At 67.2% G+C, this 25,938-nt stretch carries 18 protein-coding genes and 1 tRNA gene; 8 read left to right on the forward strand and 11 right to left on the reverse strand.

Annotated features, from left to right (window positions below; genetic code table 11):
- Positions 1-42: 42 nt before the first annotated feature.
- The 5 genes from OB2597_RS09730 to OB2597_RS09750 all read right to left on the reverse strand — a co-directional run bounded on the left by OB2597_RS09730 (position 43) and on the right by OB2597_RS09750 (position 13,515).
- The gene (locus OB2597_RS09730) at positions 43-1,605 is read right to left on the reverse strand and encodes an AMP-binding protein (RefSeq protein ID WP_009805373.1); all 1,563 of its coding nucleotides are present in this window, start codon (positions 1,603-1,605) and stop codon (positions 43-45) included.
- A 149-nt stretch (positions 1,606-1,754) separates the two neighbouring features.
- Positions 1,755-8,555: a LamG-like jellyroll fold domain-containing protein gene (locus OB2597_RS22520; RefSeq protein ID WP_009805374.1), complete on the reverse strand. Its 6,801-nt coding sequence runs from the start codon at positions 8,553-8,555 to the stop codon at positions 1,755-1,757.
- The gene (locus OB2597_RS09740; protein WP_009805375.1) at positions 8,552-11,263 is read right to left on the reverse strand and encodes a hypothetical protein; all 2,712 of its coding nucleotides are present in this window, start codon (positions 11,261-11,263) and stop codon (positions 8,552-8,554) included. The genes OB2597_RS22520 and OB2597_RS09740 overlap by 4 nt, the downstream gene beginning before the upstream one ends.
- Before the next feature lie 463 nt (positions 11,264-11,726).
- A tRNA-Thr gene (locus tag OB2597_RS09745) sits at positions 11,727-11,802 on the reverse strand.
- Positions 11,803-11,856: 54 nt separating this feature from the next.
- Positions 11,857-13,515, reverse strand: coding sequence for an ABC transporter permease (locus OB2597_RS09750; RefSeq protein WP_009805376.1), 1,659 nt, complete (start codon positions 13,513-13,515; stop codon positions 11,857-11,859).
- A gap of 91 nt (positions 13,516-13,606) precedes the next feature.
- Between OB2597_RS09750 and OB2597_RS09755 the strand changes: the two genes are divergently transcribed.
- Entirely contained in the window at positions 13,607-14,482 is an 876-nt protein-coding gene (locus OB2597_RS09755) for a hypothetical protein (protein ID WP_009805377.1), read from the forward strand.
- A gap of 4 nt (positions 14,483-14,486) precedes the next feature.
- Here OB2597_RS09755 and OB2597_RS09760 read toward each other — a convergent pair whose 3' ends face one another.
- Positions 14,487-14,762, reverse strand: coding sequence for a DUF2312 domain-containing protein (locus OB2597_RS09760; protein ID WP_009805378.1), 276 nt, complete (start codon positions 14,760-14,762; stop codon positions 14,487-14,489).
- 123 nt (positions 14,763-14,885) lie between these two features.
- Between OB2597_RS09760 and OB2597_RS09765 the strand changes: the two genes are divergently transcribed.
- A complete protein-coding gene (locus OB2597_RS09765; protein ID WP_009805379.1) occupies positions 14,886-15,101 on the forward strand; it encodes a hypothetical protein in 216 nt (71 codons plus the stop codon).
- Positions 15,102-15,228: 127 nt separating this feature from the next.
- Here the strand turns inward: OB2597_RS09765 and OB2597_RS09770 are convergent, their stop codons facing one another.
- Positions 15,229-15,444 (reverse strand): hypothetical protein, encoded by a 216-nt coding sequence (locus OB2597_RS09770; RefSeq protein ID WP_009805380.1) that lies wholly within the window; start codon positions 15,442-15,444, stop codon positions 15,229-15,231.
- A 298-nt stretch (positions 15,445-15,742) separates the two neighbouring features.
- Between OB2597_RS09770 and OB2597_RS09775 the strand changes: the two genes are divergently transcribed.
- From OB2597_RS09775 to OB2597_RS09790, 4 genes are read left to right on the forward strand one after another with little or no spacing between them, the layout of a single operon-like run.
- A complete protein-coding gene (locus tag OB2597_RS09775) occupies positions 15,743-16,606 on the forward strand; it encodes an MBL fold metallo-hydrolase (RefSeq protein ID WP_009805381.1) in 864 nt (287 codons plus the stop codon).
- Positions 16,607-16,666: 60 nt separating this feature from the next.
- Positions 16,667-17,092 carry a YeeE/YedE family protein gene (locus tag OB2597_RS09780; protein ID WP_009805382.1) on the forward strand — a complete coding sequence of 142 codons (426 nt, stop codon included), beginning with the start codon at positions 16,667-16,669 and terminating at the stop codon, positions 17,090-17,092.
- Complete coding sequence (locus OB2597_RS09785; RefSeq protein WP_009805383.1) at positions 17,092-17,526, forward strand: DUF6691 family protein; 435 nt, start codon at positions 17,092-17,094, stop codon at positions 17,524-17,526. The genes OB2597_RS09780 and OB2597_RS09785 overlap by 1 nt, the downstream gene beginning before the upstream one ends.
- A 9-nt stretch (positions 17,527-17,535) precedes the next feature.
- The gene (locus OB2597_RS09790; protein ID WP_009805384.1) at positions 17,536-17,955 is read left to right on the forward strand and encodes a TIGR01244 family sulfur transferase; all 420 of its coding nucleotides are present in this window, start codon (positions 17,536-17,538) and stop codon (positions 17,953-17,955) included.
- A 503-nt stretch (positions 17,956-18,458) separates the two neighbouring features.
- On the opposite strand, the gene OB2597_RS09795 is transcribed toward OB2597_RS09790, so the two are convergent.
- The 4 genes from OB2597_RS09795 to OB2597_RS09810 form a co-directional block, all read right to left on the reverse strand.
- Positions 18,459-21,140, reverse strand: coding sequence for an ATP-binding protein (locus tag OB2597_RS09795; protein WP_009805385.1), 2,682 nt, complete (start codon positions 21,138-21,140; stop codon positions 18,459-18,461).
- Positions 21,140-21,442 (reverse strand): hypothetical protein, encoded by a 303-nt coding sequence (locus OB2597_RS09800; RefSeq protein ID WP_009805386.1) that lies wholly within the window; start codon positions 21,440-21,442, stop codon positions 21,140-21,142. Before OB2597_RS09800 ends, OB2597_RS09795 begins: the two co-directional genes overlap by 1 nt.
- Complete coding sequence (locus OB2597_RS09805; RefSeq protein ID WP_040609247.1) at positions 21,439-21,807, reverse strand: response regulator transcription factor; 369 nt, start codon at positions 21,805-21,807, stop codon at positions 21,439-21,441. The genes OB2597_RS09800 and OB2597_RS09805 overlap by 4 nt, the downstream gene beginning before the upstream one ends.
- Before the next feature lie 84 nt (positions 21,808-21,891).
- Positions 21,892-23,220, reverse strand: a complete 1,329-nt coding sequence (locus OB2597_RS09810; protein ID WP_009805388.1) for a helix-turn-helix transcriptional regulator — start codon at positions 23,218-23,220, stop codon at positions 21,892-21,894.
- Between the two features lie 215 nt (positions 23,221-23,435).
- Between OB2597_RS09810 and OB2597_RS09815 the strand changes: the two genes are divergently transcribed.
- Entirely contained in the window at positions 23,436-24,782 is a 1,347-nt protein-coding gene (locus OB2597_RS09815) for a substrate-binding protein (protein WP_009805389.1), read from the forward strand.
- A gap of 131 nt (positions 24,783-24,913) precedes the next feature.
- The gene (locus OB2597_RS09820) at positions 24,914-25,936 is read left to right on the forward strand and encodes a branched-chain amino acid ABC transporter permease (RefSeq protein ID WP_009805390.1); all 1,023 of its coding nucleotides are present in this window, start codon (positions 24,914-24,916) and stop codon (positions 25,934-25,936) included.
- Positions 25,937-25,938 lie beyond the last annotated feature (2 nt).

Raw genomic sequence — 25,938 nt, forward strand, 5'->3', positions numbered from 1 at the left:
CGGCGCGCGCAACGGCATGCCCATTTCCCAATCGGTCGTCCCTCAGCGCCCCGCGCGCTGCCACGTGTCCGCCGTCACGCCCTCGCTGCGCATGACATGCTTCTGGATCTTGCCGCTGGCGGTCTTGGGCAGTTCCTCCATGACCCGGACATAACGCGGCACCATGAAACGCGGCACCCGCCCGGCGAGCCATTCGACGAGGTCCGCCGGATCGATCCGCCTGCCCTCGACCGGAGTGACGACGATCAGCACCTCGTCCTCGGTATGCTCGGATGGCACGGCGACGGCCGCGCATTCCCGGACCGCCTCATGCCCGAGCACCTCGCCCTCCAGCGCGAAGGAGGAGATGTTCTCGCCCCGCCGTCGGATCACGTCCTTCGCGCGATCCACGAAATAGAACCGTCCGTCTTTGTCCTGGCGAAAGCTGTCCCCGGTATGGAACCACCCGTTGCGCATCGCCTCGGCCGTGGCGTCGGGCCGGTTCAGATAGCCCTTCATCAACGCCCAGGGGCGCGACGACCGTAGGATCAGCTCGCCCACTTCGCCGGGCGGCACCTCGATGTCGTTGGCGTCGACGACCCGCGCCTCCATCCAGGGGCGAAGCCGCCCCGCGAGCCCCTTTTCGGTGATCCCCGGCCCGGCATGGATGGGCGAGGAGATTTCGGTCATGTTGTAGACCGTGTAGACGTCCACGCCGAACCGTTCGGCAAAGGCGGGCCCGTCCTCGCCGAAGGGCACGATGAATACATGGGTCAGGGGATGCTCGCGGTCCTGCGCGGTCACCGGCGCCTTGAGCAGGAAGGCCGCCATGACCCCCAGCAGCAGCGTGTAGGTCGATCCGGTCTCGCGCACCGCCGGCCAGAACTGGTCGGTCTTGAACTCGGCCATCATGCCGATCGAGAGCCCCCGCGCCAGCATGGCGTAGACATAGAGCGTCGAGCCGCAGTGGAAGATCGGGCCGCAGATCATGCAGCGGTCCTGCGGGCCAACGCAGTCGAAGGCGTCCGGCCCCATGGTGTAGAGCTGCGTATAGCTGGAAAGCACGCCCTTGGCCTGTCCCGTCGTGCCGGAGGTGTACATGATCGCCTGGGTGTCCCACGGCTCGATCGGCCGGTCGGTCTCGACGGGCTCCGCCTGCTCAGGGTCGCTCAGCCGGCGCAGGTCGAGCCCCGGGATCTCGGGCGTCTCGCCCTCTTCCACCAGCAGCACGGTCCCGAGCGCGCCGCGATTGATCCCCTCCAAGCGCGCCGCGAGGGACGGGGCCGCCACCATGACCCGCGCCCCGCTGTCGGTCAGGATATGCTGCAGTGACCCGCCCAGAAGCGCGGTGTTGAGCGGCACGTAGACCGCCCCGAGGTAGTTGATCGCGAACCAGGTGACGAGCAGGTCGGGCCCGTTGCCGAGGAAGGTCAGAACCGGATCGCCCTGCCGCACCCCTTCGTCGCGCAGCGTCGCGGCGCGGCGCCGGACACGGTCGAGGACCGTCCGGTAGGTCCATTCCGGGCCGCCGTGAAAGTGAACGAACGTCTCGTCGCCGCGCGCCTCCGCATGCCGTTCCAGCATGTACCGCAACACGGCGCTGTCGCGATCCAGCGCAGCCTCCAAAGCTTGTCCTCCCTCTGCACCGGCGACGTGCCGGGTCGCGGTGAAAGTGGATGACTGGCAGGCGGTTGTCCAGATCGGCCGGAGCCTGCGGGCCGCCCCGCGGTCGGATCGCGTGGCCAGACCGCGGGGTCAGACCGCCTCGGGTCGCATCAGGTCAGGAAATCGGATGCCGTGATATCCGCCGGTGTCAGGCTCGCCCCGAAGAGGTGGATCGTATCCGTCGTCGCGCCGTTGAAGTAATCCAGCCGGACGCCCTGCGCCGTGTCGACCTTTGCAAAGCTGGCATGGGTCAGCCCCGAGCCGCGCAGGTCGATCTTGTCGAAATTGTCCTGCCAGTCGAGGACCAGGTCGCGGCCCCAGCCGGCGGTGTCGAAGACAAACGTGTCCGCGTTCCCCCCGCCCACGAGAACGTCGTTCCCCACGCCGCCCTTGATCGTGTCCTCGCCATAGAGCCCTTCGAGCCGGTTGTCGGCCCCGTCCCCGGTCAGAGTATCGGCCGCGTTCGACCCCACCACGTTCTCGACGTTGACGATCGTGTCGCCCTCGGCCGCGAAACCCGATCCGGTTCCGGCACCCAGATCGATCGTCACCGAAGAGGTGTTGGCATAGCGCAGCGTATCGGTCCCCGCCCCGCCGTCGATGGAATCCGCTCCGCCTCCGGCATTGATGGTATCGTCGCCGAACCCGCCCCGGATCGTCGCGTTGCCGCCGAAATCGATCAGGGTGTCGTTGCCGCCCGCCCCTTCCAGGATCGGGGCGAACCCGCCGCCCACCAGTTCGTCGTCATGCCCCGAGCCGATGATCCCTTCGACGAAGATCAGCCGGTCGCCTTCCGCCGTGCCTCCGGAACCGGCGCGGAAGATGCCGATATTCACCCCGACGGCGCTGTCCTGATAACTGGCCGTGTCGATGCCGGCGTGCCCGATGAGCGTGTCGGCACCGTGCCAGCCGCGCATGAGGTCGTCACCGTCGAGGCCCTGGATCACGTTGGCTTCGGCGCTTCCCACCAGGGTGTCGCCGAATTGGGAACCGACGAGGTTCTCGATGCCGTAGAACGTGTCGCCCTGTGCCTGACCGCCGGCACCGGTATTGGCCGCGAGATTGACCTGGACGGCGGCAGAGGACACATAGCGCACCGCGTCGGTGCCGACACTTCCGATCAGGACATCCGCCCCGTCGCCGCCGTCCAGCGCATCGTCCCCCGATCCTCCGTTCAGCGTGTCATCGCCGCCCAGCCCGTAGAACAGGTCGTTGCCGCCGATCCCGCTCAGCGCATTCGCGCCGCTCGTGCCGATGAACACGTCCGCAAAGCGCGATCCGATGGCGTTCTCGATATTCCGGAGCACGTCCCCGTGGGATTCCCCGCCCTCTCCCGGCGTCCCGCCGAGCGAGATCCGGCGCGCGCCCGAAGCCGCCCCCGCGTAGGTGACGAAGTCGTCGCCAGAGCCGCCGTCGAGCACATCGGCATGCGACCCGCCGTTCAGCCAGTCGCCCCCCGCGCCCCCGAGCAGGTGATCGAGGCCGAGATCGCCGAGGATCGTGTCGTCGCCCTTGCCCCCTTCCAGTGTGTCGTCCCCCGCGAAGCCGAAGAGGTTGTCGTCGCCGCCGAAGCCGAAGAGGCCGTTGGCCCCGTCATGCCCGTAGAGCAGGTCGTTCGTGCCGAGGCCGCCGAGTTTTCTGGGCGTGCCGTCCTCTTCGAAATAGTCCGGGTCCCGCGGGTCGAAGACGATCGCGGACTGCATGTCCGGGTTGATGATGCGCATGGTCTGTTCGCGCGTCGTCGCCACAGGGGCCGGCGCCGAGACGAAGAGCGGCCCGGCGGTGGACTCGGTCACGGTGACGCGGAACGTGTCCTCGATGAAGGCCGCGCCGGCAAAGTCGATCGCAGTGTCCTGGACATAGGTGAAGCCGCCGTCGGCGCCGACCTTGGCCGTGCCGTAGCGGCCCTGCGTCTCCAGGGTGACGGTGTAGCCGTCGCCTTCGGCATCCGAGACGCGGACGCTGCTGTCCACCGTGCCGCCGGGCGACAGCGGAAAGAGGACATTGGCGATCTCGGGCGCGTCGTTGACGGGGGTGATCCGGAAGGACACGGTCTGGCTTGCCGCTCCGTCGTTGGCGGCGCCATCCGACGCGAAGTTGGCGTCGGGGGCGAGCGTTCCCGAAAGCTGCCGGAAGCCCACGTCGTCCCGCACCGTATAGCGGAACTCTCCCGCATCGCCGGAAAAGTCCGGATCGGCGCGGAAATGGAGCCGCTCGAGCTGATCGGGCGTCAGCACGTCCCCCGCGCTCACCGCGGTTTCGACCGGGAAGGTGATGCCCATGGCAAGAAGTTCGGCGTCCGGGGCCATGAAGAACACGGTGCCGTTCCCGGGCACCTCGTCCACCGTGATGGTGAGCGCATCGCCATGCTGGTCGACGAACTGCGTGACCGAGATGGCAGGCGCCGGGGCGGCGGGCGGCCCCGCCACCTCGGGAAGCGGAAAGGAGACGCTGCCCAGGGCCGGTCCGTTGACGGCGATCATGTCGCTGCCGCCGGAAAGCTCAGGGATCCCGGCGGTGTACGAGGGATCGACCTGCCAGTTCGCGACCAGCCCCGGCACGGTGCCGGGGTGGTCGATCTGGTGAAAGGCGGTGCTCTCGATCTCGGCCTGGGACCGGACGGTGTTCCACACCCGGATGTCCCCGAAATCGGCGCGGACCTCCTGTCTGGTGTCGAAGCTGCCGCCGACCGAATCCTGCTCTTGCCCGAAGTTGAAACTGCCCCCCGCCGCCATCGCGAGAGGGCCGTTTCCGTCACCGGTGAAGACGGCGACGCCGTCGACATAGAGCGTCGCGACCTGCTCGGACACGTCGAGCGTCACCGAAATGCGGTGCGGCTGTCCGTCCATGATCAGCGCACTGGACACGCCGGTGTTGAAGCCCGGATTGCCCGCGATGCCCATGCCGATCGTGCCGGCGGAGTTCGTCCCGTCGACATACATCAGGAATTCGTTGTTCGAGTCCGGCACCGCATAGGAGGCAAAGTGCTGGCGTTCCGAGAACTCCTCGGGCCGGTCGAGCGCCTGCATGACGAATTCGATGGTCGCATCGCCCGTCGGCATGGCGAAGGGGTTGGCCTGCACGTACTCGGTCTGGTTGGGATGGGCATTGACGCGGACGGTCGGGATCACCGTGGCCACCGGAGCCGCCGGATCGACGGCCGAGACGATCTTGGGCGCGTTCATCAGCTTCAGATGCGTGTCGCCGACGGCGTTGACCATGACGCCCTGGTTCGCGGGATCGGCCTGCCAGTAGGCGGCAAGGGACGCTTCGGCTCCCGGATCGGCGATCTCGGCAAAGGCATCGGCGCGGATCTCGGCCTGACTGCGCGCGCCGCTCCAGATCCGGATGTCGCCGAAGTCGCCGTTGATGGTCTGGTTGACATTGAAACCGCCGCCCGGACTGTCCTGCTCCTGCCCGAAGTAGAGGAACCCGCCGTTGGTCACGGAGCCGAGCGAGCCTGCGACCTTGTCATGAAAGACCTGCTCTCCGTCGACGAAGAGCGTGATCTCACCGGCATCGGACGCGAACACCACCGAGACGCGGTGCGCCTCGCGATCGAACAGCTGCTCGATCCGGTAGCCGGTGTAGATGTTGGTCCCGTTGAAGGCCAGTTCGAGCCCGCGGTCATCGGTGTGCCCGAAGAGCATGACCTCGTTGTCATTGCCGCTGACGTTGTAGGACATGAAGACCTGCGCGGGCCCGTCCGGATCGTAGGCCCCGGCCGAACGGAACAGGAATTCCACCGTGACCGGGCCCGCGCCGAAATCGCGGAAATTGCCGCCGTCCGCGTATTGCAGCTCTTCCGGCGTCGAGGCGGCGCCGGTCACCGGGTTCAGCCGCACGAGCGGGATCTCGGCCGTCGGCTCCGTGGGGGGCGTGGTGGTGACCTCGACCTCGGTCCCGTGCGCGGTGAGGCCGAGAGCGGTGCCGCGCACCGTCTCGGGCAGCATCTTGGTCCGCGCCTCTTCCGCCGGATCGCCCTGGAGCCGGTATTGCACGGAATCGCGCGAGGGATCGAAATCCTGGCCCGGCACGACGCGAAGCGCTGCCATGTCGGCGGCGGTCACGCTGTCTCCGACCGACAGGGCCGCGCCCGAGGCCAGCACGAGCGTCGCGGTCTGCGGCAGGGCGAGGATCTCGAACGTCGCGCCCGCGTCCATGTCCGCCTGTGCAATGTTGAGGTTCAGTTCGTAGGGATCGATGGCATCCTCGGCCAGCACCATTGTCTTGTCGGCATCCACGACCGGATCGGCATTGTCGATCCGGATCCGCTCTCCATCGATCTCGACGATCTCGACATTCCGCAACCAATAGGACGCGACGGCCGATTTCAGCGCGTTCTGCTGTGCCGTGAACTCGGGGGTGTCGCGCAGCGACAGGCTCTGCGGGCCCAGTTCGGGGTGGACCCACTCGAAGGTGTCGTTCTCGAACTCGGGCGACGGCCGCTCGGTCACCAGAACGCCCGAATTGGTGATCTGGAAGGTGACGTAGTTGCCCCCCGAAAAGACCACCGTATCCTCATCCGCGCCGCCGTCGATCGTCGTCACCCGCAGGGCCGCGTCGATGCCTTGAAGCCCCAGGGCGTCGTGTTTCAGTATGGTGATCGTGTCGTCGCCCGCCCCGCCGGACAGCGTATGACCGATGTTTCTGAGCGTGGCGGTGTCGTCGCCGGCGCCCAGGGAGATGTCGTGCGCCCCCAGCCCTTCGACGATCACCGCATCGTCCCCCGCACCGGTGTCCACCTCGGTTCCGGTCGCCAGGTTTGCGGGATCGAACGCGGCGAAGGTGACCGTCTGCACGCCGGGAACCGTCACCGGCACCGACCCGTTCAGGGTGCTGTATTCGAACGCCACCTCGAAGGTGGTCGCGATCTCGGCCGCCTGCCCTTCCAGAATGAACAGATCGCCGTGGTTAGAACCCTCGAACCGCTCGAACTCTTCGGCCAGGTCGCCCGTCGCATCGCCCGTGCCGGTGACGATCTCGCGCGCATTGTCGAGAACGAAGCCGCTTCCCTCGCTGCGCAGGTTCAGGGTCACGCCCTCGTCGGCCAGGGAATAGGCGGCGGTGTCGAAGCCCGCCCCGCCCCGCATCTCGTCTGCGCCGTCCAGCCCTTCGATCCGGTTGTCGTTCCGGTCCCCGATCAGCACGTCGTCGCGGCGCGATCCGATGATGTTCTCGACGCCGTAGGTCGTCGCGAAGCTCTGCCGGGTGCCGGCCGGGTCGTACCACCCTGCCCGGCCGTACTGGATCTGTTCACCGGTGTAGAGGTTCGTCGGCGCGGCGGAAGAGGCGATGTTCAGGTCGACCACGGCATAATTGGTAGAGAGGTCGGGATAGAAGCTGACACCGCGGTCATAGCGCATGTCCAGCGTGTCGATCCCGCCCTGCCCCCAGAGGAACGAACCGATGTCCTGCACAGCGCCGCCCGCGCTGATCTGGATCTTGCCGACCGGCGTCCAGTCGTTCCGGCCATCGCTGGATTCCGTGCCCTCGGGGTTGAGGTACACGAGACGCTGTTCGATGTCGTAGAACAGGCGCGAGTCGCTGCCGGGCGCCTGGACGCCCGAACTGCCCGGAAACGAGAAGACGTCGGACAGCGCCTGCCCCTCTCCGAAGCCCAGCCGGTCGTCGCCGCCCCCACCCTCGAGCAGGTCGCTGCCGCCGTTGCCGAAGAACGCGTTCGCGGCGCTGTTGCCGGTGATCCGGTCGTTCCCGCGCGAGGCGATCATGCCTTCGATGTTCTGGACAAGCTCGCTTCCGAACTCGCCTCCGCGGACACTCGGGGCGCCCGACGTGCTGTCGACCGTTCCGCTGCCGAACAGGGAATAATAGTCGCCGCGCGTATAGTTGATGTTGTCCCCGCGCAGGTTCGAGAGAGACTGATCCGAGATGTTGATATTGTAGTTCGTGGTCCGCTTGTCCCAGTTCAGATCCACCGCGCTGTTGCGCGACCCGTAGACGGCCTGACCTTCGATCCTTGTGGCGAGGAAGCGGCCGCTGGCGTCGTCCTCGATATAGCGGATGGTCCCGGCGCCGGTTTCGTCCAGTTCCAGTTCGACATGGGCCGACCTCTCGTAGCGGTACGAGATCTTGATGTCGCGATAGGCCGTCTTCTCGGTCCCCGCGAAGGCGCCCTCCTTGAAGGTGAACTTGCCCCCGTCGTCGGCCGTATAGCTCCCGGTCTGGCGGAAGGGGCTGAAGACGTCGACCGCCACGATGTCGAACCCGTCGCCGCCGTCGTAGAGGTTGGCCTTGGCATTGGACAGCGTCGCCAGCGTCCCGCGATTGAGCAGGTCGTCGCCCTCTCCGCCCGAGAGCGTGTCGGTGCCGCCCTGCGACTGCAACCGGTCGTCGCCCTCTCCGCCGGCCAGCGCGTTGGCGGCATTGTCGCCGATCAGGATATCCTCGTAATCCGACCCGACGAGGTTCTCGACCCCGTCCAGCACATCGCCCTGCGCCTCGCCGCGGAAACCGCGGCCGGTGCCGCCGAAATCAAGATCGACGAAGACGCTGGTCGCGGCGCCGGAATAGTCCGCCGTGTCGACGCCCGCTCCGCCAGTGAGCGCATCCGCCCCCGCGCCGCCGATCAGCACGTCGCGGCCCGCGCCCCCATAGAGGCTGTCGTTGCCGTCCCGCCCCACGAGCGTGTCGTCGCCCAGCCCCCCGCCGAGAAGGTTGTTGCCGCCGTCGCCGCGGAAGGTCTGGTCCTCGTCGCGATCCGCATGGGCGGCGACCGCCTCGAAATTCCGGTAGATCTCGCCTTGGCCCCCGATCCCCGTCATCAGGTCCAGATCGCCGTCCACCTCGAGCCGGTCGAACCCCGCCCCGCCGTCGAACAGGCTGCCGGCGGCGACCGGCGCGTAGGAGGTGGCGAGCACATCGTCGCCCGCGCCGGCATGAACGGTCACTGGCGCCAGCGGCAGGCTGTCGGTCGTATCGAGGGTGATGCCGTCGTTGCCCCCCCGCGCCTCGTAGACCGAGACCCCTGATCGTTCGTCACCCAGACGTCATCGGCAAAGTCCGGTGAGGATGACCCGTTCGAACCCGCGGGCCTCATGGGACGGAAACCCGGACCGCCTGCCCCGCATCTTCCGAGGACGACGACTAGCACGTCGCCGCGGGCAACGACGTTGAACCCGTCGTCGCGGATCAGCGGCTCCAGAAACACGCCGAGCCGCTCTCCGGCCGTCACGCGGCGGATGTCGAATTCGCCGAAGACCGAGGTGACGTGGCTCGCCGCGACCTGCCGCTGAAGGTCGGAGAGGTCCAGCGTGTCCTCTCCTGATCCGCCCTCGACCGTGTCGGCGCCGCGCCCGAGATGGACGACATCGTCGCCGCCGCCCGCGTCGATATTGTCCTCGCCTGCGAGGGCGATGATCTCATCGTCCGCCGCCGTGCCGGTATGCGTGTCATCGCCCGGGCCAAGCACGACCGCGTCGCCGTAATCCGAACCCTGCGCCGGCGCCCCGAGGACGAAGTCGGTGGTCTGGCTCTCCTCGATCTGGAAGCTGCCGTTGAACAGGTCGACGATGTCGAGGTTGAGAAGCTCGAATTTCTCTTCGAACAGCGGGCCGAGGTCGAATTCCAGCCCGGCGCCGATGGTGAAGGGACCTATGTCGTAGGCCGCCTCGAAGGTCGCGCTTGCCGCGAGGCCGGACAGAAGAAGCGCGAGATCGAATTCCAGCCCCGTGCGGTTGGTGACGATCGGCACGGCCTTTGAGACCACCTCGACGAAGGTTTCCGCATCGTCATAAACGAGGTTCAGCGCGTTGAGATCGTCGAGGAAGGGCGTCTCGGTGATGAAGTTCGAGGTCTCGACGATCTTCTCGACATAGACGCTGTCCGACTTGTCGAACGTGATCTCGTAGTCTTCCTGCACCTCGGAGGATCCCGACCCGATGAACAGCCGGTAGCCGAGCCGCGTATCCTCGGCCAGCGTCAGATCGACCGTCTGGTCCTGGCCGAGGGCCGGCGCGCTTTCGGCGATCGGATCCGAGGCATTGGTGAACAGTTCGTCCCAGCTATCGCCGCCGTCGCGGCTGATGATCATCCGTCCCCCGATCGAGGCGGTCTGCCCGGTGAAGGCGCCCGCGATACCGGCGTCGAAGTCGATGAAGGCGTCGATGTCCTGCGCATAGAGCGCGTTCCCCTCGGCCAGTTGGCGCAGCCGCGCCTCGACCGCCGCGTCGCGGAACGTGCCGGTCTCGTCGAAGCGCAGCACCTTCTGCTGCATCTGAACCTCGACCAGCTTGGCGGTGTCGACCTTCTGGCCAGCGCCGTCCGTCTCGTAGAACTTCAGCTGTGTCTGCAGCTTCGGGGTGAGCGTGAACTCCTGTTCGAGCGGCAGCGCCGCCTCGAGTTCGACATCCAGCAGGTTGTAGGAAAAGCCCGCGTCCACGTAGACGCCGCCGATCTTACCGTCGAGAATGTCGAAGGGGCCCAGTTCCAGCGGCGGAAAGGATCCCCCCGTCGCATAGGTGATGAGCCCGTCGAGATCGAGCGTCAGCGCCGCCAGATCGTCCCGGTTGCCCTCGCCTAGGTTCTCGCCCTCCTCGTCCAGGTCGTCCAGACGGTCGATGCTGGTCCGGTTACCCTGATCGTCGTAATTGTACCGGGCCTTCTTCGTCGGGTCGGTGACGAAAATCTCGCCGTCGAAGGACGACACAGTGTTGATGTTGGGCACGAATACCTCGATCCGGCCCAGGTCGATGTCGGTCAGATCGAAGCCCGGATCGTCGTCTTCCTCCTTGTCCGGCGTCTCCTCCCCCTCGGGCGAGGCGTCCTTTTTCTCCGCGTCCTCGGTCTCGGGCGCGCTGACGAACGTGTTGAGCGGAATGCCGATCCCCGCGAATTCGCCCGCATCGTTGTAGGCCGGGTCCAGACCGTCGATCTTGTCGACCAGCTCGGGCGTGGTGATCCCGAAAAGCTCGATCGGATTGGCGTCGCCCGCGGAAAGCTCCGGGTCCTCGGCCTCTTCGGCCGCGGTGATTTCCCGGTTGGTATCGACCGAGAGGATCGACAACAGGGTCTCGGGCACCACGAAGTCGAGGATCTTGAAGGTCCGGTTGTTGCCGAAGGCCCCGATCTCGGCCGCCAGTTCGACCAGAAGCTCGGTGACGATGCCGATGTCGAAGGTGAACGAGGGAAATTCGGTGGTAAAGCCGCTCTCCGCATGCGCCCCCGGATCGAAACTCGCCCCTAAGAAGAGATCGACCACGTCGCCCTCGGAGAGGCCGGCCGCGTCGACGTCGGGAAAGGCGACCAGCGTCTCGTAGGGCAGGACGGCATCCACCGACCCGGGATCGAGCGACGAGGTGATCTGCAGACCGAACTGCGCGCCCAGTTCCCCGAAAAGCCGGGCGCGGAAGATCTCGGTATCGCCCCGGAAGGGAATGTCGACCACCACCGGGCCGCCGATGCTGAAGGTGTCACCCACCAGGTCGTCTTCACCGACCCCGAAGAATTCGTCGTACTCGAAGCCGGTGACCGTTGGCCCGAACTGCCCGCCGCTCGGCGTGAAGACGAGATCGCTGATCCGCGTGATATAGGTTTCGCCGAAGTAGACGCCCTGTTCGGACAGCTCCTCCGAATGCCCGGTCTCGGAAAACTCCGTCATTCTTCCGGCCCCCCAGCCCAAATTGTCTTGAGCGCAAAGGTGCCCCTCCCCCTCGGGCCGGGTTCAAATCACTTCACCCCAGACGCATCGATAATGTCGGGATCATGCCACTGATCGGGCCCGCTGAGTATACTTTTTTAACTTTTCCGACACCTTTCCGGGGTCGCTCCCTCGGGCCGCGCCGACGCGCGTGGCGAACCGAACGACGAACCACCTCAAGATCAACGACTTGGCACCCTCGCCGGCGCCTCCGGCCATTGCGGATCGCCCGGCGCCTGTCATCGGCACAAAGGGAAAAGCGGTGATTGCCAGCCGCACCGTCCGCATGCAAAAGACCCTCGGGCCCCGCAGTCCCGCCGAAGAAAATCCCTTCGCGTTCCGAACGTTCCGGCGCCCCGACACTACAGGCTTGCGCGGTAACGGCAATCGCGCCGCCATGCAGATACCTTTTCCAGGGAAACTTTGGTGCCCCCACACGGACTCGAACCGCGGACCCACTGATTACAAATCAGTTGCTCTACCAGCTGAGCTATAGGGGCATGCCAAGGTGGCGCGTGTCTACGCGCTCGCCCTCTCCGGATCAAGTGCATTCGTCAGCGGTTCGCCCGTGCCAGCAGGCCGACCGCGACCAGCCCGACCAGCATGATCAGCACCGCCCCCGGGCTGGCCCGCGAAAGCTGTTCCAGGCTGGCCTGTTCATGCACCCGCGTCGCCAGCGTGTCGTAGTTGAACGGCCTCAGCAGCAGCGTCGCGGGCAGTTCCTTGACGCAGTCCACGAACACGAGCAGCAGCGCCGAGGCGAGCGAACCTCGGATCAGCGGGGCATAGACCTCGCGCAGGACGCGCCGCGGCGTGCGGCCCAGCGACCGCGCGGCCATGGGCAGCGACGGCGTGACCCGGCCGAAGGCCCCGTCCGCCGCCCCCTGCGCGATGGCGAAGAAGCGCACCGTGTAGGCCAGCACCAGGGCAAAGGCCGATCCCGTCAGGACGAGCCCGATGTCGAAGCCGGTCACCGCCTCCACCCCGTCCGCCATCCAGTGGTCGATCCGGGCCAGCGGGATCAGGATGCCGACCCCCAGAACCGCCCCCGGCGCGGCGTAACCGATCGTCGTCACCGGCAGGAGCCGCCGGGGCAGCGACTGGCCCGATAGACGCACCCCGTAGACCAGGAACACCGCCGCGAGGACCGTCACCGCCGCCGCGATGCCGCCGACGGCCACGGTGTGCCAGAGCGCGAGGATCAGGCCGGGCTCCGCCCAGAAATCCAAGTGCCCGATCGCATGCGAGAGGATCACGCCCGCCGGCAGCAGGAACCCCAGGAAGATCGGGATGAAACAGAGCAAGGCCGCGACCCAGCCCGCCACGCCGCGCAAGGGCTGCCGAGTGACCGGCCGGTGCCGGCTGGACAGCAGGTAGAAGCGCGAGCGCCGGCGCGAGACCCTCTCGACCAGCAGAAGTGCGACCACGAGGGCCAGCACCACGCAGGCGATCTGGGCGGCGCCGGGGGCGGAGTTGGCCTCGAGCCAGGTGGTGAAGATGCCCGTGGTCAGGGTCTGGACGGCGAAATAGTCCACCGTGCCGAAGTCGTTGACCGTCTCCATCATGACGATGGCGACACCCGCGGCGATGGCCGGCCGCGCCAGCGGCAGGGCCACCCGCCGGAACCGGCCGAGGGGCCCCACCCCGAGAGACATGGCGACCTCTTCCCCCCCGCCCGACTGTTCGCGCAGCGCCGCCCGGGTCAGCAGGTAGACGTAAGGATAGAGGGCCGCCGACAGCACGACGATCGCCGCGCCGAGCGACCGGATCTCGGGAAACCAGTAGTCGCGGGCCGAGTTCCAGCCCATCAGCCCGCGCAGGAAGGTTTGCACCGGTCCGGCATATTCCAGCAGGTCGACCAGCGCATAGGCCCCGACATAGGCGGGAACCGCCAGCGGCATCAGCAGGGCCCATTCGATCCAGCGCGCGCCCGGGAAGCGGTAGCGCGCCACCAGCCACGCCGCCCCCGTCCCGACCATCGCAGTGGCCAGCCCCACGCCGGACATCAGCAGGATCGTCGTGCGCAGATAGCGCGGCAGGGTCGCGGGCCAGACCTGTACCAGGTTCTCGCCGCCCAGCACCGGCGAGAGCGCGATCCAGATCACCGCCAGGATCGGCGCAAGCACCACGCAGGCGATGACGGCCGCGCCCGCGGACCAGAGCGACGGCAGCCGGAGAAGCGTCCGGGAGGGGGCGGATCGGGCGGTCTGCATGACATGCCTGTTGCCCGAAACAGGTTTTACTGTCCAGCCGATCCTCTATAGTCGTCCATCGGACAGGGACCGGACAGGAGGACGCCCCGGCATGAAGATCGTGCTGCACCTTGGGGCACATTGCACGGAGGAGGGCAAGCTGGCCAGGGCGCTGGCCCGCAATCGCGACGACCTGCTCGCCCGTGGCGTCTCGGTCCCGCCGCCCGGGAAGTACCGCGTTCTCCTGCGCGAGGCGATCCACGCGCTCGACCGGGTCGACCCGTCGGACGAGGCCGGCGACGTCCTGCTCGACGCGATCCTGGACAGCGACGAGGCCGAGCACGTCATCCTGTCGAACGAGAATTTCTTCGGCGTGCCGCACATGTCCATCGGCAAGGGCCAGTTCTACCCGCTGGCCGAACAGCGCCTGGCGGATCTGCGCCAGCTGTTCCCCGACTGCAGGATCGAGCTGTTCCTCGCCATCCGCGATCCCGGCACCTTCATTCCCGCCGTCCATGCCGCCTCGGCCGGAACCTCGCTCGAGAAGGTGCTGGGGGGGACGGATCCCGGCACGCTGCGCTGGTCCGACCTCGTCCGGCGCATCCGCGTCATCGCGCCCGACATGCCGCTGACGGTCTGGTGCAGCGAGGACAGCCCGCTGATCTTCGGCGAGATCGTCCGCGCCATGGCCGGTCTCCCCGAGGGACAGAAAATCCGCGGCGCCTTCGACCTGCTGAGCGAAATCATGTCACGCGAAGGGATGAAGCGGTTCCGGGCCTATTTCGCGGCCAATCCCACGATGACCGAGGCGCAGAAACGCAAGGCGATCCTCGCCTTCCTCGACAAATACGCCATCGAGGACGCGCTCGAGGAGGACATCGAGATGCCCCCCTGGCCGCAGGAGGTCTTCGAATATCTGACCGACGCCTATGAAGAGGACCTGGCCGAGATCGAGGGCCAGGACGGCGTCCGCGTTCTCAGACCCTGACCGGTCAGCTCATGCCCAGGGCTTCCTTGTACATCTCAAGAACCGCCTCTTCCTCGGCGATGTCGTCCTTGTCGCGCTTGCGCAGGGCGATGACCTTGCGCATCACCTTGGTGTCGTAGCCGCGCGCCTTGGCCTCGGCCATGACTTCCTTCTGCTGGTCCGCGATATCCTTCTTCTCGGCTTCCAGCCGTTCGTACCGCTCGATGAACTGGCGGAGTTCGCCTGCGGTCACACGGTAGTTCTCCGTACTGTTGTCGATCACGTCCGGATTGTCGGTCATCGCCCCTGGCTCCTGCTCTGTCATGCCGTCGGAAAGGTCTTCTGACTAGCGCCCCGCCCGGGGCTTGGCAAGCGCGCGGAGATGGCTTAGGCGGAGGCCGACCGAGGGCGGGGAAAGCATGACATGGACATCCTGATCTGGATCGGCGCGGCGGTCTCACTCGCCGGACTCGCGGGACTGGGCTACTGCATTCTGCGGGTGCTCCGCGCCAAGCGGGCCGGGCTGGACGACGAGGCGCTGAGGGCCGAGGTCGCCAAGGTGCTGCCCCTGAACCTGGGCGCGCTCTTCCTGTCGGTGATCGGCCTGATGATCGTCATCCTGGGGATCTTCCTGGGCTGAGAGCAGGGCCGCGCCGGCAGGGTGCAGTGCCCCGCCCCGCACGGATCCCCGTCAGGTGGCGGCAAGCACAAGGGCCGCACGCATGCCGTGCGGCCCCGGTGGCTACAGATCATTATGGACGAGCACCCTACACAGGCACGTTCTCGAAGCGGGATTCGACCGCCTCGGTCGTCAGTTCGTCGAGCAACCGGCGCAGCGTCGCCGGCGCGGCGCGGCCTGCGCGCGTATAGGCCCCCATCACCTGATGCAGACGGCCGAGGTGATGATGCCGGTTCCCCGGCGCCTTGTTGGCGATCTCTTCGATCAATGCGTGGGTCTCGCGTTCCAGTTCGTCAGCAGTCATCCGTCGGTCTCCTCCCGAATGCAGGTCTGGGGATCGGGCCCTGCCCGTCCCTGTGGCCCGTCGTCTGCCCCCAAGCAGCTGCAATGGCCGTAATGCGGAACCACCGAAAGCCCCATCCTCCCTCGGGCCTTCGACGTGACGTCAGAATAATCCGGACCGGGCCAAAAGCCAACGACGGAATGCAACCGGGGGTCGAAATTCGCGGTCCCTCGCCAACCACCGCCCGGGAACCGGAACAACGCCCTTGCGATACATTCTGAAAACGATATATGTACACCCGAGCCACAAGGAGCGCACCATGAGCCCCGAAGTCACCGCCTTTTTCGACGAGGCCACGAACACCATCTCCTATGTCCTGCGCGACCCGCAGGGCACCGCCTGCGCCGTCGTCGATTCCGTCCTGGATTTCGACTATGCCTCGGGCCGTACCGACACCCGGTCGGCCGATGCGATCATCGCCTTCGTCAGGGACAGGGGCTATGAGGTCCAGTGGCTTCTGGAAAGCCACGTCCACGCCGACCACCTCTCGGCCGCGCCCTACCTCCAGCAGGAGCTTGGCGGTCGCATCGGGATCGGCGAGAACATCCGCCTCGTGCAGGACACCTTCGGCAAGGTCTTCAACGAAGGCACCGAGTTCCAGCGCGACGGATCGCAATTCGACCGGCTCTTCCGCGAGGGCGACAGCTTTCACATCGGCCAGTTGCGCGGCGATGTCCTGCATACCCCCGGCCATACCCCGGCCTGCCTGACCTATGTGATCGGCGACGCCGCCTTCGTGGGCGATACGCTCTTCATGCCCGATTTCGGCACCGCGCGCTGCGATTTCCCCGGTGGCTCTTCCGAGATGCTCTATGCCTCGATCCAGAAGATCCTCGCCCTCCCGGACGAGACCCGCATCTTCGTCGGCCATGACTACAAGGCCCCGGGCCGCGACGAATATGCCTGGGAGACGACCGTGGGCGAGCAGAAGGCGCGCAACGTGCATGTCGGCGACGGCAGGTCGGCGGACGAATTCGTCCGGATGCGCGACGACCGCGACGCGACGCTGGCGATGCCCCGGCTGATCATCCCTTCTCTGCAGGTGAACATGCGCGCGGGCCGGATGCCGCCCCCGGACGAGAGCGGCGACGTCTATCTCAAGGTGCCGGTGGACAAGCTCTGAGTCCCGGGCGACAGGGGGACGCGCGACGGTGCGGCAAAGAAAACGAAAAGGATTGACGACATGCAACCGGAATGGATCATGGGCCTGATCGGCGGACTGCTGATCGGCCTGGCGGGGGCCGTGCTGCTGCTGGGCAATGGCAGGATCATGGGCGCCAGCGGCATCATCGGCGGGCTCGTCGATGGCAGCGGCCACGGCGACCGATGGACCCGCATCGCCTTTCTCGCCGGGGCCTTCCTGGCCCCGCTTGTGCTCATGGGCGTGGTCGGCACGCCCGAGACCCGGGCCACCGAGAACCTCCTCGTGCTGGTGGCGGCGGGGCTTCTGGTGGGCACCGGAACCCGCATCGCCAATGGCTGCACTTCGGGTCATGGTGTCTGCGGCATCTCGCGCTTCTCGCTGCGCGGCATCGTCGCGACCGTCTTCTACATCCTGGCGGGGGGTCTCACGATCGCCCTCTTCCGCCACGTACTGGGGGTGATCTGATGCGCCTGCTTCTCGCGTTGCTGTCCGGGGCCCTTTTCGGGGCCGGGCTCTATATTTCGGGCATGACCGACACGACCCGGGTGCAGGGCTGGCTCGACGTCTTCGGCAACTGGGATCCCACGCTCGCCTTCGTCATGGGCGGCGCGATCCTCCCGATGACACTGGCCTGGCGGCTGACACGGGTGGCCGGCCGACCCGTCGCGGGCGGGCAGTTTCCCGCCGCGCCGATGCCGGAACTGGACCGGCGGCTGATCCTCGGCTCGACCCTCTTCGGCATGGGCTGGGGACTGGCCGGCCTCTGCCCCGGCCCCGCCATCGCCTCGCTCGGCTTCGGCGGGATCTCCGGCATCGTCTTCCTTGCGGCGATGCTGCTGGGCATGATGGTCGCGCCGGGCCTCAAGGCGCGTCTGGACAGCCCGGTGCCGGCGGAATAAGGCTGGATCATGGATATTCGTCAGGTCACCCCCCGCTACAGCGTCTCGCCGCAGATCGCGCCCGAGGACATGGAGGCGATCCGCGCCGCCGGTTTCACCACCGTCATCTGCAACCGCCCCGACGCCGAGAACCCGCCTGAATGGCAGGCCGCGGCAATGGAAAAGGCCGCGCGGGACGCCGGTCTGGAGTTCGTGGATATCCCGCTGACGCACCAGACGATGACGCCCGAGAACATCGGCCGCCAGACCGAAGCGATCGAGGGGGCCGCCGGTCCCGTGCTGGCCTATTGCGCTTCGGGCACCCGCTGCACCGTGATCTGGTCGCTCGGCCGGGCTGCCGAGGGGATGCCGGCGGACGAGATCCTCGCTACCGCCGGCAAGGCAGGCTACGATCTCTCGGGCCTGCGCCCGCGGCTGGAACAGGGCTGACCCCGACCGCTTCCGGGCAGGTCGGTCTACTTGACCCCGCAATCGAAACCACCTCCGCGGCCTCCGGTGCCCCATCCGACACCACGGCCCCCTCGGCAGAGGGTCCGGAGGCGGATCGGACCGGGGCAGCGCCGCGCACCGCCCAAAACGGCGTAACGACCGGCGGAGCCGGTTCCGGGGTCAGGCGACGGGAACCGGGCGGTGGCTTCGACCGGCCGGTCTGCCTCGCCCACGACCGGCGGCGCGCCCGGTGCGACGCGCCAATGCGGCCGGCTCGGCACCGGGCCACTGCTCGCGCCCGGCAAGGGCAAGGGAACCGCTCGAAGGACACCCGGACCATTCATCCGGCGAAGCGTTCGCAGCCCCTGACCGGCGGGGTGACACCGCGCACGCGCCGTCCTTTTCCCCATGATGTGCAATCGCGATGAGCACCCCTACGATTGTCTCACCGCAATCACTCTAGCCGCAGGGAGTTGCCATTCCGTTACCGCGTCACGGTACCCCTACTGCGCCGCCATCGCGTCCCGAAGCGGCAGGGTAAGGCGGAAGGCCGCGCCCTGCTGCCCCGGAAGATAGGTGATCGACCCGCCGAGGCGCACCATGATCTCGCGGCAGATCGCCAGCCCCAGCCCGGCCCCGCCGGCCTGCTGGTGGCCGATCCGGCTGAATTTCTCGAAGATCATGTCCTGCGCATCGGCCGCCACACCGGTTCCGTTGTCGGTAAAATCGACGATCAGCAGCCCCTCCATCTCGCGGGCCGCGATGGTCAGGACCGGCGTCCGGGCGTCGCAGTATTTCTGCGCATTGGCAATCAGGTTGATGAAGACCTGCGCCAGCCGGTCCCGGTCGGTCGCGATCTCGGTCTCGAGCGCGCCGCCCGTCTGGATGGTCAGCCGGCCGCGATCCACGCCGGAGGCCGCGATGGCATGATCGAGGATCGGACGCAGGCGGCCCGGCGCGATGTTCATCCGCACCTGTCCGTTCTCCAGCACCGACAGATCCAGCAGGTCGTCCAGCAGCCGGGTCAGCCGCACGGCCTCGCCATGGATGATGTCGGCGTATTTCGTCTTTTCCGCCGCATCCAGCGTATCGGTGTCCCGCAGGATCTCGGAAAACGCGCGGATCGAGGTCATCGGCGTCCGCAGTTCGTGGCTGATCTGCGACAGGAACGCATCCTTCTGCACCGACAGCGCGGTCAGCTTCTCGTTCGCCGCCCGCAGCTGCCGCGCGGTGCGGGCCAGTTCATCCGACTTCGCCTCCAGCTGGCTTGAATGCTCCATGATCTGCGCCGTCTCGTCCGCCACGGCGAGAAGGTCCTCGACCGAGACATTGGCGCCGCCGGTGATCTGCCCGATCATCGCGTGCGCCGTCGCCGCCCCGACCGAGCCTGACAGCTCCCGTTCGAGCATCTGGAGGAAATCCGACGTCGGCTCCGGCAGGTAGCCCTGCAACCCCTGCGCCCGCGCCGCCTGCCGGAACAGCGCCTGCGCCTCGGTCGCGCCGAGGATGCGCTGCGCCATGATCATCAGATCCTCGCTTTGCGCCATGCCGCCCGACCAGCCGCGCGTCGCGGCGCTGTGGTCGAAGATGTTGACGAACTGCGCGCCCTGCAACCGCTCCATCGGGGTCGGAAAGGTCGCGAGCGATGCCATCACGAAGACCACCGTGTTCAGCAGCAGCGACCAGAAGACCCCGTGCACCAGCGAGTCCAGCCCGACGATGCCGAACAGCGCGTAGGGCCGCAGCCAGCCCAGGCCGAAGGGGCCTTCGGTCATCGTTCCCGAGCTCAGGATCATGTCCGGCCCGAAGCTCGGCAGGAACAGGCACCACAGCCAGATCAGCCCCCCGACGATCAGCCCCGCCAGCGCGCCGATCCGGTTCGCGCCGCGCCAGAACAGCCCGCCCAGCAACGCCGGCAGGAACTGTGCCACCCCCGAGAACGAGATCAGGCCGATGGCCGCCAGCGCGGCGCCACCGCCCGAGATCCTGTAGTAGAGATAGCCGAGCGCGAGCACCCCGATGATCGACAGGCGCCGCGCCAGGATGACCACGTACCGCACATCCCCCGAGACCATCGCCCCACCCGCCTGCCGCGACAGCCAGATCGGCATGACGATATGGTTCGACACCATGGTGGACAGCGCGATCGAGGCCACGATCACCATCGAGGTCGCCGATGAAAAGCCGCCGATGAAGGAGAAGAGCGCCAGGTTGCTCCTGCCCTCGGCCAGCGGCAGCGACAGGACGAAGAGATCCGGGTTCGCCCCCGCCGGCAGCACATCGAGCCCCATGACCGCGATCGGCACCACGAAGAGGCTCATCAGCATGAGGTAGAGCGGAAAGGCCCAGGCGGCGGTGCGCAGGTGGCCCTCCTCTTCGTTCTCGACCACCATGACCTGGAACATCCGCGGCAGGCAGAGAAAGGCCGCCGCGGACAGCGCCGAGAGCGCCAGCCACCGGTCCGGCACGACGTGCCACTCTCCCAGCGGCGAGGCGTCGATCCGGGCCAGCGTCTCGCCGATGCCGCCGCCGATGCCCCAGACCACGAAGACCCCGACGGCCAGCAGCGCGAAGAGCTTGACCACCGCCTCGACGGCGATCGCCATCACCACGCCATGGTGCCGTTCGTTGGCATCCAGGTTGCGCGTCCCGAAGAGCACGGTGAAGAAGGCCAGCCCTGCCGCCACCCAGAACGCCGTCGAGTTCTGGTCGGGCAGCGGCCGCGCCGTCGCATCCGCCTGCGAAAAGCTCGCCACCGACAGCGTCACGGATTGCAGCTGAAGGGCGATATAGGGCGTCGTCCCCACCACGGCGAGCAGCGTGACCAGCACGGCCAGCAGCGTCGACTTGCCATAGCGGGACGAAATCAGGTCGGCGACCGATGTGATGTTCTGGCTGCGCCCGATCCGCACCAGCTTGCGGACCGCCCAGAACCATCCCACCATGACCAGAGAGGGCCCGATGTAGATCGTCAGGTACTCCATCCCCGACCGCGCCGCGTAGCCGACCGCGCCGTAGAAGGTCCAGGCCGTGCAGTAGATCGACAGCGACAGCGTATAGACCAGGGGCGAGCGCAGCCAGGCCGCCCGCCCCCGCAGCGCAGCCCGCTCGGCGCCGAAGGCAACGAGGAACAGCACGGCTACGTAGCCAAGGCAGACGGCGATCAGCAGGTTGAGCGAGACCATCAGTCCCCCCGGGCCGGGTCGCCGGCCTCGGCGGGCGGCTCCTCGCGCGTGGCGGCGTCGAATGTCGGGTCGAGCCAGTGCGACAGCAGGGCCGCCAGCACCGTCAGCAGCGTCCACACGCCGAAGATGTAGATCATCGCCACCGAGGTGGGCGGTGTTCCCGCCTCACCCGCACGCGGCCAGAGCAGCGGCAGCGCCATCAGGATCGCGCCCAGCACCGGCATCAGCCGCGCCGCATCCGCAAGGCGGCGCTGGCGGTAGCTTACCCGCCCGAGGAACAGGGGACCGCGCCTCTCGCTCATGGGCGGACGAGCGCGTTGGCCGCCTCCAGCACCTCGGCGTTGGAAAACGGCTTGGCCATGAAGCGGCTCGCGCCGAGCGCGGCCGCCATCTCGCGGTCCTGCGCCTGCCCCCGCGCGGTCAGCATCAGCACCGGAAGGTCCGCCGTCCCCGCCCCGGCGCGCAGGTCGCGCAGGATGTCGAACCCTGAGCGCCCGGGCAGCATGACATCGAGTATGACGAGATCCGGCTTGCGCGTCTCGATGGCCCCCACGGCATCGACACCGTTGGAATGGGTGGCCACGCGCCATCCGTCGCGCGACAGGATGAAACCGATCGCCTCGATGATGTTGGGCTCGTCCTCGATCAAGAGAACCGTTCTATCCATCCCGCCCCCTCCCACGGTACGGATCGCCGGCAGGCCGGTCGGATGTGAAGCCTGCCCGATGATCACGCGCGTGTCAAAGCCCCGTCACGCCCCGCGCGCCATGATCGAGGGCTCGCGCCGCGAGGCGCAGGTCTCGCGCGGGCAGATCCGGCAGGTCACGCCGACGCGAGGGGGCTCTTCCTCGTCGTGGTCCGCGGGCCAGATCAGCATATGCGCGCGCAGCCCCGGGTCGGCATCCGCACGCAGCGCCTGGTCCGGCTCGGCCACGGCATGGGTGAGGAACGTCCCCTCGCTGCGCCCGGCAAGCCGGAGGCGCTGCCGGATCGGGAACATCGGCCGCGTGAAGGCGGCGAAGAGCGGCCACAGCGGGCAGGCCGCCCCGTAACGCGGCAGGGAGAACCCGGCGGCCTCGCGCCGGTAGAGCAGCGTGCCCGAGGCATCGGCGATGACGAGCCCGGGCGCCGCCGGCAGCAGGCGGTCCTGCAGATCGTCCGGCAGGGCGACGAGCCGCCGCATCACGAGGCCGGGCGACACGCCCAGATGCTCTGCGAGCACCGTGGGATCCGGCCCCTCCCGTCCCGCCGCGTCCTCCGGAAGAGCGTCCAGCGCCTCGGCCAGGCGCTCCAGCGGCAGCCGCGCCGCATCCGTCGCGATCCGGCCCACCCGGTCCCGCGCGAGGGCCCGGGCCGCCGTGGTGCCGAAATCGACCTCCGCCAGCACCTCCTCAGGTCGCCCGCCCGCCTCGAGCGCCGGGAAGCTGTGGCCGGCCGCGTCCAGGAAGGCGTCGACCTCGTCCTGGGGCGAATTCAGCGTGACCTCCCGCCGCTGCCCGGCGTCGAGTTCGTCCACCAGGCGCTGCGCCCCCTCGGCCAGGCGCGCGCTGTCTTCGTGGATGTTGCGGTGGAACCGATCGCGCCATTCCGGTTCGATCTCGCGGGTCTCCACCAGGATCGACGCCGAGGAATGGATCGCCGTCACGGTCGAGAGCACTTCGTGGAGAGAGGCCGCCAGGTGCGGGTCGTGCGCCAGCCGATCGGTCAGCGCCTCGACAGCCTGCTCCAGCCGTCCGATCCGGGCGTTCTGATCCGCGACCAGCCGCGCCCATCCCGGAAAGCGCCCCGCGAATTCGTCCGCCGTCTCCACCTCGGCCCCGGCCGTGGGCTGCGCGGCCGAAGCCTCGCGCAGCGTGGCGACAAGCGCCGCCTCGGCCCCTTCTGAGAGGTGTACCGGCTCGACGCCCAGCACGGCGGCGATGTCCAGCAGCAGCTTGCCGCCGATTCTGCGCCGGTTGTGTTCGATCAGATTGAGGTAGGAAGCCGAGATCCCCACCTTCCGCGCGAGATCGGCCTGCCGCATCGCCACCATGGTGCGCCGCTCGCGGATGCGGCTTCCGATCAATCCCGACCCCGGCATGGCATTTCCCCTGCCGTTTCAACGGCTTTCTGCAGTGCGAAATAATTTCTTTACAGAACCTACCACGACCCTGTGCATTTGTTTACAAAAAAATTCAGCGTTTCAAACAGGTTGTTGCCCGGTTTACGCGGCGTCTGTCATAACATCTTTGCACAATAGTGCCGACGGGCCCGCAGAGGAGGCGGGCCCGCATCCAAATAATCGGGAGGATACTCATGACCAAACCGACTCTGTCGCGTCGTGGCGTACTCAAGACCGGCGCTGCCGCCGGTGTGGGTCTCGCGCTGCCGACCTACCTGTCCGCCGCCAGCCACTCCGGCTTTACCAACGCCCCCCAGGGCGACACCGTGACCCTCGGTTTCAACGTGCCCCAGTCCGGCCCCTACGCGGATGAGGGCGCCGACGAACTGCGCGCCTACCAGCTGGCCGTCGAGCACCTGAACGGTGAAGGCGACGGCGGCATGATGAACACCTTCAGCTCGCAGGTGCTCGAAGGCAACGGCATCATGGGCAAGAAGGTCGAATACGTCACCGGCGACACCCAGACCAAATCCGACGCCGCCCGCGCCTCGGCCAAGTCGATGATCGAAAAGGACGGCGCGGTCATGATCACCGGCGGCTCGTCCTCGGGCGTGGCCATCGCGGTGCAGGGCCTCTGCCAGGAGGCGGGCGTCATCTTCATGTCCGGCCTGACCCATTCGAACGACACCACCGGCAAGGACAAGAAGGCCAACGGCTTCCGTCACTTCTTCAACGGCTACATGTCCGGCGCGGCTCTCGCCCCGGTGCTTGCCGCGCAGTACGGCGAAGATCGCAAGGCGTATCACCTGACGGCCGACTACACCTGGGGCTGGACGCAGCAGGAATCGATCGCCGCCGCCACCGAGGCGCTCGGCTGGACCACGGTCGAGAACGTGCTGACGCCGCTCGCCGCCACGGACTTCTCGTCCTATATCGCCCCGGTCCTGAACTCGGGCGCCGACGTGCTGGTGCTGAACCACTACGGCGGCAACATGGTCAACTCGCTGACCAACGCCGTTCAGTTCGGCCTGCGGGAAAAGATGGTCGACGGCAAGCAGTTCGAGATCGTCGTCCCGCTCTTCTCTCGCCTGATGGCACGGGGCGCGGGCGAGAACGTCAAGGGCATCCTGGGCTCGACGAACTGGCACTGGTCGCTGCAGGACGAGGCCTCGCAGGCCTTCGTCAAGTCCTTCGGCACCAAGTACGGTTTCCCGCCGTCCCAGGCCGCGCACACCTGCTATGTGCAGACGCTGCTCTATGCGGACGCCGTGGCACGGGCCGGGTCGTTCAACCCCTGCGCCGTGGTCGAGGCCCTGGAAGGCTTCGAATTCGACGGGCTGGGCAACGGCCCGACCCTCTACCGCGCCGAGGACCACCAGTGCTTCAAGGACGTCCTGGTCGTGCGCGGCAAGGAGAACCCGACCTCGGAATTCGACCTTCTCGAAGTGGTCGAGGTCACGCCGCGGGCTCAGGTCGAGTACGCACCCGATCACCCGATGTTCGCCGGCGGCAACCTCGGGCAGTGCAACCCGGGCGCCTGACGCTCCCGCAGGGTGGGTTTCAGACCCACCCTGCATTCCGCACGCAGTCTCCGCAGTCGCGGCGGACCGGAACCGGCCTGAGAAACCGGACCGGATACATGCATTCAAAACGCCAGATCTAGGTGGGGTCCATGGACGCAATCATCCTCCAAATCCTGAACGGCCTGGACAAGGGATCGGCCTATGCGCTGATCGCCCTTGGACTGACGCTGATCTTCGGCACGCTCGGCGTGGTCAATTTCGCCCATGGCGCGCTCTTCATGATCGGGGCGTTCTGTTCGGTCACCCTCAGCAAGCTGCTGAACCTCAGCTTCGAGACGGTGGATCCGACACAGAAGGATTTCCTGGGCAACCCGCTGAAGGTCAAGACCCCCTATGTCGAAAGCTGGTTCGGCCCCGAGGTGGGCGCCACCATCATCGACTGGTCCGTCCCGCTCGCCATCCTCTTCGCCATCCCGATCATGCTGGTCATCGGCTATGTGATGGAGCGCGGACTCATCAAGCACTTCTACAAGCGCCCCCATGCCGACCAGATCCTCGTGACCTTCGGCTTGGCCATCGTGCTGCAGGAGATCGTCAAGTTCTACTTCGGCGCCAATCCGATCCAGACCCCCGCCCCCGACGCCCTGTCCGGCGTGGCGAACCTGGGCGGCGCCCTCGGCCTGCAGATCGCCTATCCGATCTGGCGTCTCGTCTATATCGGTTTCTCGCTGCTGCTGATCTTCGGCGCCTTCGCCTTCCTGCAGTTCACCACCTTCGGCATGGTTGTCCGCGCCGGCATGGCCGACCGCGAGACCGTGCAGCTTCTGGGCATCGACATCGACCGTCGCTTCACCATCATGTTCGGCCTGGCCGCCGCCATCGCCGGCCTGGCGGGCGTGATGTACGGGCCGATCAACGCGCCGAACTATCACATGGGCATGGACTTCCTCGTGCTGTCCTTCGTGGTGGTGGTCGTGGGCGGCATGGGCTCGCTTCCCGGGGCGGTCCTGGCCGGTTTCCTGCTGGGCATCCTCGAGGCCTTCGCCTCGACCACCTGGGCCACCACGACGATCCCCGGCATCAACCAGATCATCATCTACCTCGTTGCAATCATTGTCCTTCTCACGCGGCCGCGCGGCCTGATGGGCAAAAAAGGCGTGATGGAGGACTAATC

Origin of the sequence: Pseudooceanicola batsensis HTCC2597 (assembly GCF_000152725.1) — a bacterium.
Classification (GTDB): Bacteria; Pseudomonadota; Alphaproteobacteria; order Rhodobacterales; family Rhodobacteraceae; genus Pseudooceanicola; species Pseudooceanicola batsensis.

Excerpts from the sequence above, each read along its gene's own strand:
- OB2597_RS09740 (WP_009805375.1), bottom strand. The coding sequence starts at position 11,263 with ATGACGGAGTTTTCCGAGACCGGGCATTCGGAGGAGCTGTCCGAACAG.
- OB2597_RS09750 (WP_009805376.1), bottom strand. The coding sequence starts at position 13,515 with ATGCAGACCGCCCGATCCGCCCCCTCCCGGACGCTTCTCCGGCTGCCG.
- OB2597_RS09755 (WP_009805377.1), top strand. The coding sequence starts at position 13,607 with ATGAAGATCGTGCTGCACCTTGGGGCACATTGCACGGAGGAGGGCAAG.
- OB2597_RS09760 (WP_009805378.1), bottom strand. The coding sequence starts at position 14,762 with ATGACCGACAATCCGGACGTGATCGACAACAGTACGGAGAACTACCGT.
- OB2597_RS09765 (WP_009805379.1), top strand. The coding sequence starts at position 14,886 with ATGGACATCCTGATCTGGATCGGCGCGGCGGTCTCACTCGCCGGACTC.
- OB2597_RS09770 (WP_009805380.1), bottom strand. The coding sequence starts at position 15,444 with ATGACTGCTGACGAACTGGAACGCGAGACCCACGCATTGATCGAAGAG.
- OB2597_RS09775 (WP_009805381.1), top strand. The coding sequence starts at position 15,743 with ATGAGCCCCGAAGTCACCGCCTTTTTCGACGAGGCCACGAACACCATC.
- OB2597_RS09780 (WP_009805382.1), top strand. The coding sequence starts at position 16,667 with ATGCAACCGGAATGGATCATGGGCCTGATCGGCGGACTGCTGATCGGC.
- OB2597_RS09785 (WP_009805383.1), top strand. The coding sequence starts at position 17,092 with ATGCGCCTGCTTCTCGCGTTGCTGTCCGGGGCCCTTTTCGGGGCCGGG.
- OB2597_RS09790 (WP_009805384.1), top strand. The coding sequence starts at position 17,536 with ATGGATATTCGTCAGGTCACCCCCCGCTACAGCGTCTCGCCGCAGATC.
- OB2597_RS09795 (WP_009805385.1), bottom strand. The coding sequence starts at position 21,140 with ATGGTCTCGCTCAACCTGCTGATCGCCGTCTGCCTTGGCTACGTAGCC.
- OB2597_RS09800 (WP_009805386.1), bottom strand. The coding sequence starts at position 21,442 with ATGAGCGAGAGGCGCGGTCCCCTGTTCCTCGGGCGGGTAAGCTACCGC.
- OB2597_RS09805 (WP_040609247.1), bottom strand. The coding sequence starts at position 21,807 with ATGGATAGAACGGTTCTCTTGATCGAGGACGAGCCCAACATCATCGAG.
- OB2597_RS09810 (WP_009805388.1), bottom strand. The coding sequence starts at position 23,220 with ATGCCGGGGTCGGGATTGATCGGAAGCCGCATCCGCGAGCGGCGCACC.
- OB2597_RS09815 (WP_009805389.1), top strand. The coding sequence starts at position 23,436 with ATGACCAAACCGACTCTGTCGCGTCGTGGCGTACTCAAGACCGGCGCT.
- OB2597_RS09820 (WP_009805390.1), top strand. The coding sequence starts at position 24,914 with ATGGACGCAATCATCCTCCAAATCCTGAACGGCCTGGACAAGGGATCG.